11 protein-coding genes are annotated in these 14542 nt (G+C 68.2%); 5 read left to right on the top strand and 6 right to left on the bottom strand.

The window, feature by feature from the left end:
* Nucleotides 1–13: 13 nt before the first annotated feature.
* The 4 genes from AC10QF_RS03985 to baeS all read right to left on the bottom strand — a co-directional run bounded on the left by AC10QF_RS03985 (nt 14) and on the right by baeS (nt 3731).
* A complete protein-coding gene (locus AC10QF_RS03985) occupies nt 14–544 on the bottom strand; it encodes a gamma carbonic anhydrase family protein (RefSeq protein WP_053496806.1) in 531 nt (176 codons plus the stop codon).
* Nucleotides 545–684: 140 nt separating this feature from the next.
* Entirely contained in the window at nt 685–1506 is an 822-nt protein-coding gene (locus AC10QF_RS03980; protein WP_069138793.1) for a nucleotidyltransferase domain-containing protein, read from the bottom strand.
* A 147-nt stretch (nt 1507–1653) separates the two neighbouring features.
* Entirely contained in the window at nt 1654–2343 is a 690-nt protein-coding gene (locus tag AC10QF_RS03975) for a response regulator (RefSeq protein ID WP_005420147.1), read from the bottom strand.
* Nucleotides 2340–3731, bottom strand: a complete 1392-nt coding sequence (gene baeS / locus AC10QF_RS03970) for a sensor histidine kinase efflux regulator BaeS (protein ID WP_053496809.1) — start codon at nt 3729–3731, stop codon at nt 2340–2342. Before baeS ends, AC10QF_RS03975 begins: the two co-directional genes overlap by 4 nt.
* 128 nt (nt 3732–3859) lie before the next feature.
* Between baeS and smeA the strand changes: the two genes are divergently transcribed.
* The 3 genes from smeA to smeC are packed head-to-tail and all read left to right on the top strand — an operon-like array spanning nt 3860 to nt 9630.
* Complete coding sequence (smeA, locus tag AC10QF_RS03965; RefSeq protein ID WP_494541789.1) at nt 3860–5056, top strand: multidrug efflux RND transporter periplasmic adaptor subunit SmeA; 1197 nt, start codon at nt 3860–3862, stop codon at nt 5054–5056.
* A 12-nt stretch (nt 5057–5068) separates the two neighbouring features.
* The gene (smeB, locus tag AC10QF_RS03960; protein WP_494541788.1) at nt 5069–8218 is read left to right on the top strand and encodes a multidrug efflux RND transporter permease subunit SmeB; all 3150 of its coding nucleotides are present in this window, start codon (nt 5069–5071) and stop codon (nt 8216–8218) included.
* Nucleotides 8215–9630 (top strand): multidrug efflux transporter outer membrane subunit SmeC, encoded by a 1416-nt coding sequence (gene smeC, locus AC10QF_RS03955; protein ID WP_494541787.1) that lies wholly within the window; start codon nt 8215–8217, stop codon nt 9628–9630. Before smeB ends, smeC begins: the two co-directional genes overlap by 4 nt.
* Nucleotides 9631–9763: 133 nt before the next feature.
* On the opposite strand, the gene mnmG is transcribed toward smeC, so the two are convergent.
* Together mnmG and AC10QF_RS03945 are read right to left on the bottom strand one after the other, a co-directional pair.
* The gene (mnmG, locus tag AC10QF_RS03950; protein ID WP_494541786.1) at nt 9764–11653 is read right to left on the bottom strand and encodes a tRNA uridine-5-carboxymethylaminomethyl(34) synthesis enzyme MnmG; all 1890 of its coding nucleotides are present in this window, start codon (nt 11651–11653) and stop codon (nt 9764–9766) included.
* A 542-nt stretch (nt 11654–12195) separates the two neighbouring features.
* Nucleotides 12196–12687, bottom strand: coding sequence for a hypothetical protein (locus tag AC10QF_RS03945; RefSeq protein WP_053496813.1), 492 nt, complete (start codon nt 12685–12687; stop codon nt 12196–12198).
* 160 nt (nt 12688–12847) lie between these two features.
* Here AC10QF_RS03945 and AC10QF_RS03940 point away from each other — a divergent pair, with 160 nt between their 5' ends.
* A complete protein-coding gene (locus tag AC10QF_RS03940) occupies nt 12848–13810 on the top strand; it encodes a pyridoxal-phosphate dependent enzyme (protein ID WP_494541785.1) in 963 nt (320 codons plus the stop codon).
* Entirely contained in the window at nt 13795–14439 is a 645-nt protein-coding gene (locus AC10QF_RS03935) for a YdcF family protein (RefSeq protein WP_072168071.1), read from the top strand. The genes AC10QF_RS03940 and AC10QF_RS03935 overlap by 16 nt, the downstream gene beginning before the upstream one ends.
* Nucleotides 14440–14542: the final 103 nt, after the last annotated feature.

The following is a 14542-nucleotide window of genomic DNA, read 5'->3' as shown; positions in this document are numbered from 1 at the left end:
CGGCGTTGGCTGCTCAGCCCAGGTATTCGTCCTTCAGCCGCACGTAGTGGTCGGCCGAGTAGTGCAGCGACTCGATCTCCTTGTCGCTCAGCGTGCGCGCCGGGCGGGCCGGATTGCCCACCCACAGCTCGCCTTCGCCAACCACCTTGCCCGGGCCGACCACCGCACCGGCGCCGACGAAGCCATGGCGCTCGACGCGCGCACCGTCGAGGATGCAGGCGCCCATGCCGATCAGGCTGTAGTCGCCGATCGTGCAGGCATGGATGATGCAGCCGTGGCCGACGGTCACGCCTTCGCCGATCAGGGTCGGGTAGCCGGCCTTGTTGTAGGGGCTGTGGTGGCTGACGTGGATGATCGTGCCGTCCTGCACATTGGTGCGCGCCCCGATGCGCACGTAATTGACATCACCGCGGATGACCGTGCCCGGCCACACCGATACGTCCTCGGCCAGCTCCACGTCACCGATGACGGTGCAGGCCGGGTCGATGTACACGCGCTCGCCGAGGACGGGCATCTTGTCGCGGAAGGGGCGCAGCGGGTTCATCGATATCTCCGGAAATCAGGGCGTTCGCGACGATGATACCCGTGTGGTAGTGCCGGCCGCTGGCCGGCAACCACGGAAATCCAGGCGTGCCGCGCGGTTGCCGGCCAGCGGCCGGCACGACCGGAAGCAGCTGCGGCTCTTCATGCCGGCGCGTGCCTGGCCAGCACCTGCCGGAACAGCTCATCCAGCCACGCCGCATCACCGTGTCCAACGGGCAGCTGTGGCGCCTGCGCAGTCCGGGTGGCCAGCTCACGATCGATGAAATCGCTGATCGCCGCGATGCGTGGTCCGGCATTGACCTCGGCACTGGCGCGTTTCACTACCAGCAGGGCATCGATGGCGTCACGCACCGGGCCATGCGGCAGCAGTCGATCCAGCAGATCCTCGAAGGCCATCGGCGGAGGTGTCTGCTCGTGCTCGATCCACTGGCAGGCCAGCAGTGGGCGCAGCACGTACAGGTACTTCTTGGTGCGTACCATCTCGCCACGCAGGTACCCGCGATGGTTCGAGCGTGCCATGCTGAAGTAGTGCCACCACGTGCCCAGCGGCGAATAGAAGGACTTTGCGGCTTCCCACAGCAGTGCCACCGCAGCGTCATCCTGCCGGTACACGATCGGCGAGCGCAGCCATTCGATCAGTGTCGGATTGGATTTTGAGACCAGCCGCAGTGCCTTGCGCAGGTCCCAGCCGCTGACATCGAGCTCATCGTCGATCGGCAGCTCGATCACATCGCGCTGCGCTTCGCCGGGACCGGTGCTCTCGTTGACGCTGAGATACCACGGCTGGCGATGCACGTAGATGAAGCGTGCGTCGTAGTCGCTGTCCGGCGAGGAAAAGCCCCAGCCACGGCTACCCGACTCGCAGGCCAGCAGCACGCGTACGCTGTAGCGCTGTTCGATGTCGGCCAGGGAGGAAAGGATGGCGGCGCGCTTGTCCGGCGCGATCGGGTGGATGTCGTCCATGCAGTTGTGTTCTTAATGTCGAGCGTTCTCGACTGTAGCGCAGGTCTGCATCGCTGCGCTCGCCGGGCATGGCCCGGCGCTACCAGAGGGTGACGTTCGTCGACGAGGCATGACGGGGTAGCGCCGGGCCAAGCCCGGCGAACGCGATCACGGTTCGTAGCTGTAGCCCATGCCGTACACCGAACGGATCGGTTCGCCTTCCATGCCGGCGTCAGCCAGCTTGCGGCGCAGGTTGCGCACGTGGCTGTCGACGGTGCGGTCGACCACCACGCGGTGGTCCAGATAGAGGCGGTCGAGCAGCTCGTCGCGCGCCCAGATCCGGCCCGGCGTGGCCAGCAGCGTGCGCAGCAGGCGGTATTCGACCGGGGTCAGGTCCAGGCCCTTGCCGTTCCAGGTAGCGCGGGCTGCCGGTTCGTCGATATGCAGCCCGCTGTTGGCACGCGCAGCGGGGTCCGGGCGGTAGCGGCGCAGCACCGCCATCACCCGTGCGACCACTTCGCGCGGACTGAACGGCTTGCAGATGTAGTCGTCGGCACCGATGTCCAGGCCCAGCAGGCGGTCGATCTCCTCCACCCGTGCGGTGACCATGATCACCGGTACATCGCTGCTGGCGCGCAGTTCGCGGCACAGGTCCACGCCATCGCGCTGCGGCAGCATCAGATCCAGCAGCACCAGGTCGGGCTGGTAGCGCGCGAATGCGTCGATCACCTGGCCGCCATCGTCCACCCATTCGCTGGTCATGCCGGCGGCGGCCAGGTAGTCGCGCAGCACCGAGGCCAGGCGTGGCTCATCCTCGACGATCAGGATCTTCGAGGACGCGGCGGTGGACAGGCTCATGCAGGCTCCGGCAGGGTAATGACCACGCGCAGCCCGCCCAGCGGCGATGGCTCGGCGTGGATGAGGCCGTGGTGGGCGAGGATGATGTTGTGGCTGATGGCCAGGCCCAGCCCGCTGCCGCCGCTGGCCCGGTTGCGCGAGCTCTCCACCCGGTAGAAGCGCTCGAACAGCAGCGCGCACTTGTCCGCCGGCACGCCTGGCGCGGTGTCTTCCACGATCAGCTGCACGCCGGCAGGCACGCGCGCTGCCTGCACGCGTACGCGGCCCCCGGCGTGGGTGTAGCGCAATGCGTTTTCCAGCAGATTGGCCAGCACCTGCTGCAGGCGTCGTTCGTCACCGGATACCTGCAGCGGTGTGGCGGGCAGGTTCTCCTCCAGTGCCAGCCCCGCCGTGGAGAAGCGCACGCGCATGCCATTGAGCTCGCTGCGCAGCAGCGCCGCCAGGTCCAGCGGTGCGAAGCGGTAGGCCAGGCCGCCGGACTGGGTCATCGACAGGTCGTGCAGGTCGTCGATCAACTTGCCCAGTTGGCGGATCTCGCCCTGCAGGGCACCGAGGTTGGCGCGGTCCAGCGGGCGGATGCCGTCCTCGATGGCTTCCAGTTCGGCACGAACCACCGCCAGCGGCGTGCGCAGTTCGTGCGAGATATCGGCGATGAAGGCACGGCGGTTGCGCTCGGTGTCGTCCAGCGCCTGCGCCATCCGGTTGAAGTCGTTGACCAGTGCATCCAGCTCGTCGTCGCTGGTGCGCTCGATGCGGGTGGCGTAGTCGCCAGCGGCGAGCCGGTGGGTGGCCGCCGCCAGTTTGGCAAGGCGCTGGCGCAGCGCGCGCGATACCAGCCAGGCCAGCAGCACCGTCACCAGCAGCAGCGCGATGCCGATCACCCACCACGCACGCATCTGGGTGTTGTAGAAGTTCAGGTCGTTGGTGGCGATGACGGTCTGGAACGGCACCATGCCCAGCCAGCCGACCGTGTGCCCGTCCACCTGCACGGCGTGCGGCTCGTCGTCGCTGGTGGCGTCCGGGTTGCCGGCTACGAACCGATGCTGTGCATCGAACAGGCCCAGGCGGGAGGGAACGCCGGTCTGGTCGGACAGCGGTGGCACGGGCCCCTCGTGCCCATGGGCCAGATCCGGGCGCAGCAGCCGCGCCCAGCGGTCACTGTCGCCGCGCAGGTGCTCCCAGCCGCCGTGCGCACTGTACTCGCGCTGCAGGTGCGGCATCACGCGCTGCATGCGCAGGTCGCCCTGGTCATTGAGGTAGTCCAGGAAGCCGGTCTGGAACGCCACGCGGCTGGCAATACCGTTCACTGCCAGCACCAGCAGGCAGGCGGTGAAGATCGCGAGGAAGGTCTTCGCGGTCAGGCCGAATTTGAGTCGAATCTTCGCCATCGCGGGGCCATTAGCGGCGCATGCGGCGCCGAAAGCAAGCGCCCGCTGAGCCGGTCGCACAATCTCCATATTCTCTGCACAGTTCCACGGCAGCGTGCACGGGTCAACGCAAGGCTCCCACGCCCCCCATGTCACTCCTGCGCCCGCTGTCCCGCTCCCCCCTTCCGCTGTTGCTGCCCCTGCTGCTGGCCCTGGCGGCCTGCTCGGCGGGCAGGTCCGAGGCCCCGGCCATCCCTGAAGTGGGCGTCATCACTGCCAGCGCACAGCCGCTGGCGCTGCAGCAGATCCTGCCCGGTCGCGCCGTACCGTTCGAGGTGTCCGAGGTGCGCCCGCAGGTCGCTGGGCTGATCCGCCAGCGGTTGTTCACCGAAGGCCAGCAGGTCAAGGCCGGCCAGCTGCTTTACCAGATCGATCCGGCGCCGTACCAGGCCGCCTTCGATACCGCGCGTGGCCAGCTGGCGCAGGCCGAGGCCACCGTGTTGTCGGCGCAGCCGAAGGCCGAGCGCACCCGCACGCTGCTGGGCATGGATGCGGCCAGCAAGCAGGACGCCGACGATGCCACCTCGGCACTGAAGCAGGCCCAGGCCAATGTGATCGCCGCGCGCGCTGCGCTGCAGGCGGCCCGCATCAACCTCGACTACACCCGGGTCACTGCACCGATCGATGGCCGCATCGGCACGTCCAGCGTCACCGCTGGCGCGCTGGTCGCCGCCGGCCAGGACGCGGCGCTGGCAACCATCCAGCGGTTGGACCCGGTCTATCTGGATGTCACCCAGTCCAGCACGCAGATGCTGGCGCTGCGCAAGCAGCTCGATGCCGGCCGGGTGAAAGCCATCGACGGCAAGGCACAGGTGAAGGTGCTGCTGGAGGACGGCAGCACGTACGCGCATGAAGGCACCCTGGAGTTTGTCGGCAGCGCAGTCGACCCGGGCACCGGCAACGTGGTGCTGCGCGCGGTCATTCCGAACCCGGAGGGCCTGCTGTTGCCGGGCATGTACCTGAGGGCGGTGCTGCCGATGGCCACCGATGCGCGCGCCCTGCTGGTGCCGCAGAAGGCGGTGCTGCGCAATGAACGTGGCGAGCCGCTGCTGCGCCTGCTCGACGCAAAGGACCGCGTGGTCGAGCGCCGGGTCAGCACCGGCCAGGTGGTGGGCAACCAGTGGCAGATCACGCAGGGGCTGAAGGCTGGCGATCGGGTGATCGTCAGCAACGGCAGCGCGGTAGCGCTTGGCCAGCAGGTGCAGGCGGTGGCGGCCACCACCGCGCAGCTGGCCGCAATGCCGGCGATCGACCCGACCGGCAACACCGACGAAACGTCGCACTGAGGCCTGCCGCGCATGGTTCGTTTCTTCATCGACCGGCCGATCTTCGCCTGGGTGATCGCCATCGCGGTCAGCCTGCTCGGCCTGCTCGCGATCCTGATCCTGCCGGTGGACCGCTACCCGCAGATCGCCCCACCCACCATCACCATCCGCGCCACCTACACCGGCGCCTCGTCGCAGACCGTGGAAAACGCGGTCACCCAGGTCATCGAGCAGTCCCAGCAGAGCCTGGACCACCTGATGTACATGACCTCCACCAGCGCCTCCGATGGCTCGGCGCAGGTCAACCTGGTGTTTGCCACCGGCACCAATCCGGACACCGCGCAGGTGCAGGTACAGAACCAGCTGCAGGCGGCGATGGCGACGCTGCCGCAGGCGGTGCAGCAGAACGGCCTGACCATCACCAAGTCCAGTGGTTCGATCTTCGAGGTGCTGTCGTTCACCAGCGAAGACGGCAGCATGGACAACTTCGATGTCGCCAACTTCATGGAAGCGCGCATCGACGACCAGATCAGCCGCGTCAGTGGTGTCGGCAACATCCAGCCGATCGGCCAGGAATACGCCATGCGCATCTGGCTGGACCCGGAGAAGATGCGCCAGTACGCGCTGATGCCGTCGGACATCGAGACCGCACTGCAGGCGCAGAACACCGACGTCTCGGCCGGTGAGCTGGGTGGCCAGCCGGCACTGAAGGGCCAGCAGCTGGACGCCACGGTCACCGCGCGCAGCCGCCTGCACACGCCCGAACAGTTCGCGCGGGTGGTGCTGAAGGCCGATGCCAACGGCAGCGTAGTGCACCTGGGCGACGTGGCGACGATCGGCCTGGGGCCGGAGAGCTACGACAGCATCAGCAGCTTCAACGGCAAGCCGTCGGCGTCGCTGGGCATCGAGCTCAATGCCGGCGCCAATGCCATCGCCGTGTCCAAGGCCATCGAGACCCGCCTGCAGCAGTTGCAGAAGTACTGGCCGCACGGCTACACCTACCACGTGGCGTTCACCACCACGCCGTTCGTGACCATCTCGCTGAAGGAAGTGGTGATCACCCTGATCGAGGCGATCATCCTGGTGGTGCTGGTGATGTACCTGTTCCTGCAGAACTGGCGCGCCACCCTGATCCCGACCATCGCGGTGCCGGTGGTGCTGCTGGGCACCTTCGGCGTGCTGGCGGCATTTGGCTATTCGATCAATACCCTGACCATGTTCGCACTGGTGCTGGCCATCGGCCTGCTGGTGGACGATGCCATCGTGGTGGTGGAGAACGTGGAGCGGGTGATGACCTTCGAAGGGCTGGCGCCGAAGCCGGCCACGCTGAAGGCGATGGGCCAGATCACCGGCGCGCTGGTGGGCATCGTGCTGGTGCTGACCGCCGTGTTCCTGCCGATGGCGTTCTTCAGCGGTGTCACCGGCGTGATCTATCGCCAGTTCTCGGTGACGATTGCCGCTGCGATGATCCTGTCGGTGCTGGTGGCGATGACCATCACCCCGGCCCTGTGCGGCAGCATCCTGCACCAGATTCCCAAGGGCGGCCATCCGCATGGCGACCACGGCGGCGAGCCGAGCCTGTTGGGCAAGTTCTTCATCTGGTTCAACCACCGTTTCGAGCGCACGTCCAACGGCCTGCGTCGCCGGGTGGATGGCTTCCTTGGCCGGCGCACGCTGGGCGTACTGTTCTACCTGGCGCTGAGCGTGGCCACCGGCCTGCTGCTGTGGCACCTGCCCGGCGCGTTCCTGCCCGACGAGGACCAGGGCATGCTCAACGCGCTGGTGAAGCTGCCGGCCGGTGCCACCCTGGAGCAGACCCGCGCGGTGATGGATCGCCTGAGTGCCGCCGCGGTGAAGGACGACGGCGTGCTGTCGATCCAGGCCACCGCTGGTTTCAGTGTCACCGGCAGCGGCCAGAACGTCGGCCAGGCCTTCATCCGCCTGAAGGACTGGGATGACCGCAAGGATGACGCCGACACCATTGCCGCGCGGTTGACCGCGGCCACGGCCAGCGTGCCCGATGCGCAGGTGTTCATCACCTCGCCACCGGCCATCCTTGGCCTGGGTGACGCGGGCGGCTTCACCCTGGAACTGCAGGACGAAGGCGGCGCCGGCCATGCCGCCGCCGTGGCCGCGCGCAACACGCTGTTGAAGGAGGCCGCCAGGGATCCGAAGCTGGTCAACGTGCGCTACGCCAGCCTGGAAGACGCGCCGGTGTATGCAGTGAAGGTGGACGACGCCAAGGCGCAGGCGATGGGCGTGAATCCGCAGGACATCAATGACACCTTGAACGCGGCGCTGGGTGGCGACTTCGTCAACAACTTCATCTACAAGGGCCGCATCAAGAAGGTGTTCATCCAGGGCACGGCCGAAGCGCGCATGCAGCCGCAGGACATCGAGCGCTGGAGCGTGCGCAACCAGGCAGGGCAGATGGTGCCGCTGTCGTCGCTGGTCAGCGCGCACTGGTCCAGCGCGCCGGCCGCGCTGCAACGCTACAACGGCATCTCGGCGATGGAGATCACCGGCCAGCCCGCGCCCGGCGTCAGCTCCGGCGAGGCGATGGCCGAGATCGCGCGCCTGGCCGACAAACTGCCGGAAGGCTTCAGCCATGCCTGGTCGGACATGGCCTACCAGGAACAGCTGTCGGGCAATCAGGCGCCAATGCTGTACGCCATCTCGCTGCTGTTCGTGTTCCTGTGCCTGGCCGCGCTGTATGAAAGCTGGGCGGTGCCGTTCGCGGTGATGCTGGCGGTGCCGGTGGGCGTGTTTGGTGCGGTGCTCATGATGAATCTGCGTGGCCTCAACAACGACGTGTACTTCCAGGTCGGCCTGCTGACCACGATTGGCCTGGCGGCCAAGAACGGCATCCTGATCGTCGAGTTCGCGCGCATCCTTGAACAGCAGGGCAGGAGCACCCGCGAGGCGATCCTGCAGGCCGTCTATCTGCGCCTGCGGCCGATCGTGATGACCTCGCTGGCGTTCCTGATGGGCGTGCTGCCGCTGGTGTTCGCCACCGGCGCCGGCTCGGCCGCGCGCCGCTCGCTGGGTACCGGCGTGGCCGGCGGCACGGTCGCCTCGATGGTGCTGGGCATGTTCTTCGTGCCGTTGTTCTACCTGCTCGTGCGCCGCCTGTTCCCGGGCCGCGCGCCGGCCCACGCCGCTGCCCCGGAGGCAAGCCCATGAAGCCGATGCTGCTGCGCGCCCTGGCGGCCGCAATGATCACCACGGTGCTGGGTGGTTGCGTGAGCATGGCGCCGCATTACCAGCGGCCCGAGGCACCGGTGCCGGCACAATTCGGCAATGCCGCCACGGGCGAGGCCGAGCCAGCACTTGCGGTGCCAGCCTGGCGCGAAGTCTTCCTTGAGCCACGCCTGCAGCAGGTGATCGCGCTGGCGCTGCAGAACAACCGCGACCTGCGCGTGGCCGTGCTGCAGGTGGAGAAGGAGCGGGCGCAGTACCGCATCCAGCGCGCGGCGCTGCTGCCGTCGGTGGATGCCAGCGGCAGTGTCACCCGCTTGCGGGTGAGTGATGCCAACAGCGAGACCGGTGCCACCCAGGTGACTGAATCCGATGCCGTACAGGTGGGTATCAGCAGTTGGGAACTGGATCTGTTCGGACGCATCCGCAGCCTGAAGAACGAGGCCCTGCAGAACTGGCTGGCCAGCGCCGAGAACCAGCGCGCCGCGCGCACCAGCCTGGTGGCCGAAGTGGCCACGGCGTGGCTGGCGCTGGCAGCGGACGAGCAGTCACTGGCGTTCACCCGGCAGACCCTGGACAGCCAGCAGCAGACCCTGCAGCGCACCGAGGCCCGCCACGCCCAGGGCCTGGCCTCGGGCCTGGACCTGTCGCAGGTACAGACCAGCGTCGAAGCCGCGCGCGGTGCGCTGGCCAAGATGCAGAGGCAGCAGGCGCAGGATCGCGATGCATTGCAGTTGCTGGTGGGGGCGCCGCTGGATGCGGCCCTGCTGCCAACCGCGCAGGCGCTGGATGGCAGCGTGGCACTGGCGCCGCTGCCGGCCAACCTGCCGTCCAGCGTGCTGCTGCAGCGCCCGGACGTGTTGTCCGCCGAACACGCACTACAGGCGGCCAATGCCGATATCGGTGCCGCGCGCGCCGCATTCTTCCCGACGTTGACCTTGACCGCCAACTACGGCCACAGCTCCACCGCGTTGTCGACGCTGTTCTCGGCCGGCACCCGTGGCTGGTCGTTCGCGCCCAGCATCACCGCGCCGATCTTCCACGCCGGTGCGCTGAAGGCCTCGCTGGATGCCTCGAAGATCGGCAAGGACATCGGCATTGCGCAGTACGAGAAAGCGATCCAGCAGGCCTTCAGTGAAGTAGCCGATGCGCTGGCCACGCGCGATCACCTGACCGTGCAGATGGACGCACAGCGCGCGCTGGTGGCCGCCAGCCAGCGCAGCTACACGCTGGCCGATGCGCGTTACCGCACCGGGCTGGACGGCTATCTGCAGGCACTGGATGCGCAGCGCAGCCTGTTTGCCGCACAGCAGGACCTGATCGCGCTGCAGCAGCAGGAAGCGGGCAACCGGGTGACGTTGTTCAGGGTGCTGGGCGGCGGTGCCGACGCACGGTAGCGCGTTCGCCAAGGTGGGTGCGTGTTCCGCTCCGGTGGGTGCCGACCTTGGTCGGCACACATGCACGGAGTGTCGCTATCGGATGATTCGTGCCGGCCGAGGCCGGCACCCACCAGAAGCGGACGGTCCCGCGTTACGCCACGCGGCCGCGGCGCGCGCGCTCCAGGTGCACCAGCAGCAGTGAGATCGCTGCCGGGGTCATGCCCGGAATACGCTGCGCCTGGCCGATGGTCTGCGGGCGCACCCGCTCCAGCTTCTGCAGTGCTTCGGCCGACAGCCCGCGCACGGTCGCATAGTCGAACGCCTCGGCGATCGGCGTGGCCTCATGCCGCTGCTGGCGCTCGATCTCCTCGCGCTGGCGGTCCAGGTAGCCGGCGTACTTCACGCCGATCTCCACCTGCTCGGCCACCTTGGCGTCGGCCACTGCCGGCCCCAGCGATGGCACCTGCATCAGCTGCGCGTAATCCAGCTCGGGGCGCTTGATCAGGTCCAGCACGTTGGTCTCGCGGCTGACCGCCACGCCCAGCGTGTCCTGCACTTCGCGGCCCAGCGCATTGGCCGGGGTTGCCCACAGCGCGCCCAGGCGTGCGCGCTCGGCAGCAACAGCGGCCTGCTTGGTCTCGAACGCACCCCAGCGACGATCATCCACCAGGCCCATCTCGCGGCCGGTCGGGGTCAGGCGCTGGTCCGCATTGTCCTCGCGCAGCTGCAGCCGGTACTCGGCGCGGCTGGTGAACATGCGGTACGGCTCGTTGGTGCCGTGGGTGATCAGGTCATCCACCAGCACGCCCAGGTAGGCCTCGTCGCGGCGCGGGCACCAGCCGTCCAGCCCACGCACCTGGCGTGCGGCGTTGAGGCCGGCCAGCAGGCCCTGCGCGGCGGCCTCCTCATAGCCGGTGGTGCCGTTGATCTGGCCAGCGAAGAACAGGCCGTTGACCAGCTTGGTCTCCAGCGACGCCTTCAGCCCGCGCGGATCGAAGAAGTCGTACTCGATGGCGTAGCCCGGGCGGGTGATGTGCGCGTTCTCGAAGCCACGGATGCTGCGCACCATCTCCAGCTGCACGTCGAACGGCAGCGAGGTGGAAATGCCGTTGGGGTAGATCTCGACGATGCCCAGGCCTTCGGGTTCGACGAAGATCTGGTGGCTGGCCTTTTCGGCGAAGCGCACCACCTTGTCCTCGATGGACGGGCAGTAGCGCGGGCCGATGCCTTCGATCTGGCCGCTGTACAGCGGCGAGCGGTGCAGCGCGTCGCGGATGATCTGGTGGGTCTGCTCGGTGGTGTGGGTGATCCAGCAGCTGACCTGCTGCGGATGCTCGTCCACCGAGCCGAGGAAGGACATCACCGGCCGCGGCGAATCGCCCGGCTGCTCGTCCATCACGCTGTAGTCCAGCGTGCGGCCATCGATGCGCGGCGGCGTGCCGGTCTTCAGGCGGTCGACCTGGAACGGGCGCTCGCGCAGGCGCGCGGCCAGCGTGGTGGCCGGCGGGTCGCCCATGCGGCCGGCGGCATACTGGGTCGGGCCGACATGGATCTTGCCGGCGAGGAAGGTGCCGGCGGTCAGCACCACGGCCCCGGCGTCGAAGCGCAGGCCGGTCTGGGTAATGACCCCGCGCACGGCGTCGCCTTCAATGACCAGGTCATCGACGGCGGCCTGGAACACGGTCAGGTTGGCCTGGCCTTCGACGATGGCGCGGATCGCCATGCGATACAGGTTGCGGTCGGCCTGGCAGCGGGTGGCGCGCACGGCTGGGCCCTTGGAGGCGTTGAGCGTGCGCCACTGGATGCCGGCGCGGTCGGCGGCATGCGCCATCGCACCGCCCAGGGCGTCGATTTCCTTGACCAGATGGCCCTTGCCGATGCCGCCGATGGCCGGGTTGCAGCTCATCGCGCCCACTGTTTCGATGTTGTGGGTCAGCAGCAGGGTGCGCACGCCGGTACGGGCCGCGGCCAGCGCGGCTTCGGTGCCGGCGTGGCCACCGCCGATGACGATGACGTCGTAACGATGGAAGGACGGGTTCATGGGGCTGTTCAGCTGGGGGCGGGCGCGGCCGGGGCGGCACCGGGGTGGCGATTTTAGCGCCATTCGGGGCTGGGACGTCGGCGCCGGCCGGCTCCCGTCGAAATCAGCCCTAAAGTTGGCAGGATTTTTGCAGATAACCCAATAGCACCCACCGTGGCTGGCGCCGCAGGCGCCCGTGACCGGAATTGGAACAGGGGCCGGTACAGGCGCACGGTGGGGGAGCAGGGGGCCGGCAGTCGGGGGACTGCCCGGCCCTGTTTTTTGGCGCTATCGGGAGGCCGCCATCCACGCATGGCGTGGATCTACGGAAGCTGCGGCCGCCGGTTGACGACCCCGCAAAACAAACGGCCCCGCACTGCGGGGCCGTCTGCTTTCAGAGGTGCCGACATCCGACAGGGCCGGAACAGGGGGGATCCAGATGTTCCTGTCGGATATCGACGTAGAGATTTTTGCGGCGGCCCGTGTCGTTTTTGTCACTTTGTGACGCGGGCCGTCACTGGCCCCGTAGAGTGCGGCTTGGACCGTGTGAAATGCAAGACGGTTCAGCGCTCAACTGTGCGCTGCGTCCCACGATCCATGTTGCGCCAGGGGGAACCGTTCATTCTTGGCGCACTCGGCGCCGGAGCCGGACGGGCCGGCGGCGGGGGCGCAGAGGGCTGGATGTTCGATTGCGGCGGCCGGCGCATCGAGTCCATGTTCCGCCACGGCGAACCGCCGTTGTACGACGGCCGCGACGGCGGTGGCGGGCGGTTCTCGCCGCCGTTGCCGGGTGGGCGCGGTGGCGGGCGGTGGTTGTGCGGCGGGCGGTAGATCGGGCGCGAGTAATACGGATTGCCATAGCCGCCGTAGTAGCCGCCATAGCCGCCGTAGTACGGGTAGCCGTAGTTGTAGGGATAGCCGGCGGGGTAGCGGTACTCCACCGACGGCGCACCGTGGTAGTAGCTGCCGCTGCGGCCACCGCCGACATAGTCGTAGGTGGTGCAGCCGGCCAGGGCCAGCATCAGGCCACCGGCAAGCATCAGGCGCGTTTTCATGGTGGGTCCCCCCAGAGGACGGGTTGTACAGTGAGCTTCGTGCGCAGGCGTTGAATCGGCCCTTAACTTCACTGTCCAGGATGAATGGAGGTGAAGGCTGCCATGCTGGCATGACCTGTGCCGGGGTCGCCAGCAGGGAGCCATACGTTAATCTTGCGTCATGAGCGATTCACTGTTGCCCCGTGCCGATGATGTCCTGGCTGCCGCTGCGCGGATCGCGCCGCACGCCAGCGTGACCCCGGTGCTGCGCTCGCGCACGCTCGATGCGCTGGCCGGCGCGCAGCTGGCGTTCAAGGCCGAGCATCTGCAGCGCGGTGGCGCATTCAAGTTCCGCGGCGCCTGCAATGCGGTGTGGTCGCTGGATGCCGATCGCGCCGGCGCCGGCGTGGTCACCCATTCCTCCGGCAACCACGGCGCCGCCCTGGCCCTGGCCGCGCGCACCCGTGGCATTCCCTGCCACGTGGTGGTGCCCGAAGGTGCAGTGGCGGCCAAGCTGGCCAACATCGCCCGCCATGGCGCCACGCTCTGGCGCTGCCCGCCGACCGTCGCTGACCGAGAGGCCACCTGCGCCAAAGTACAGGCTGATACCGGCGCGACCCTGGTCCATCCCTATGCGGACCCGGCGGTGATGGCCGGGCAGGGCACCGCAGCACTGGAGCTGCTGCACAGCGACGGCCCGTTCGACGTGCTGGTGGTACCGGTGGGCGGCGGTGGCCTGGCCAGCGGTACCGCGCGGGCCCTGCAGCTCGCCAGCCCGCAGACCCGGCTGGTGCTGGCCGAGCCGGCCGGCGCGGACGACACCGCGCGCTCGTTGGCCGCTGGCGAGCGCCCGGGGCCGTTCACCCCAGACACGATCTGCGACGGTCTGCGCACCCTGATCGGCGCGCCCAACTTCGAGCTGCTGCGCGCGGCCAACGCCGAGGTGATCGTGGTCGATGACGCGGCGACGATGGCGGCGATGCGCTTGCTGTGGGAGGTCCTCAAGCAGGTGGTCGAGCCGTCATCGGCGACCGTGCTCGCCGCGGTGCTGGCGCAGCCTCAGCGTTTTGCCGGCCTGCGCGTGGGCCTGGTGCTGTCCGGCGGCAACGTCGACCTGCCCGCACTGCGCTGGGGCGCGCCGTGAGCCGCGACCGGCACCGGCATCGCACTGGCCTGCTGGGCTGGCTGTGGCGGTTGTTCGTCCTGCTGGTGATCTGGCTGCTGGGCGTGACTGCCTGGATCGTCTGGGTCGGCGAGCGTGACCAGGCTGCCAAGGCCGACGCCATCATCGTGCTCGGTGCGGCGGCCTATGACGCCAAGCCGTCGCCGGTATTCGAAGAACGCATCCGTCATGGGCTGGATCTCTATGAGGCCCGGTTCGCGCCACTGCTGATCTTCACCGGCGGCTATGGTGGTACCGGCGCGCGCTTTTCCGAGTCACAGGTGGCGCGGCGCTATGCGCTCAAGCACGGCGTGCCGGACGATGCGATCCTGATCGAGACTGCCTCCCGCAACACCGTGCAGAACCTGGTGGAAGCCAAGCGGCTGATGGACCAGCGCAACCTGCACCGGGTGATCATCGTCAGCGACCCGCTGCACATGGCGCGTGCGCTGCGCCTGAGCAAGGCGCTGGGCATCGATGCACTGGCCTCGTCCACGCCCAGCACGCGCTTCCGCAGCTTCCACACCAGTTGGCGTTTCCTGGTGCAGGAAATCTATTTCTTCCACCGCGACCTGGTACGGCCGCCGCTGAGTTCGCCGGCCAACACCTGAGGCGGGAGCCTGATTTGGGCGGCTACCATTCGGTAGTGCCGGCCGCTGGCCGGCAGATGCCCACCATGGAAACGTGAGGTTGCCGGCCAGCGGCCGGCACTAC

It is taken from the genome of Stenotrophomonas maltophilia complex sp. Om-AH-Sm3 (genome assembly GCF_059337855.1).
Note: the sequence above shows the minus strand (reverse complement) of the source record. Positions and strands in the feature narration are given on the sequence as shown.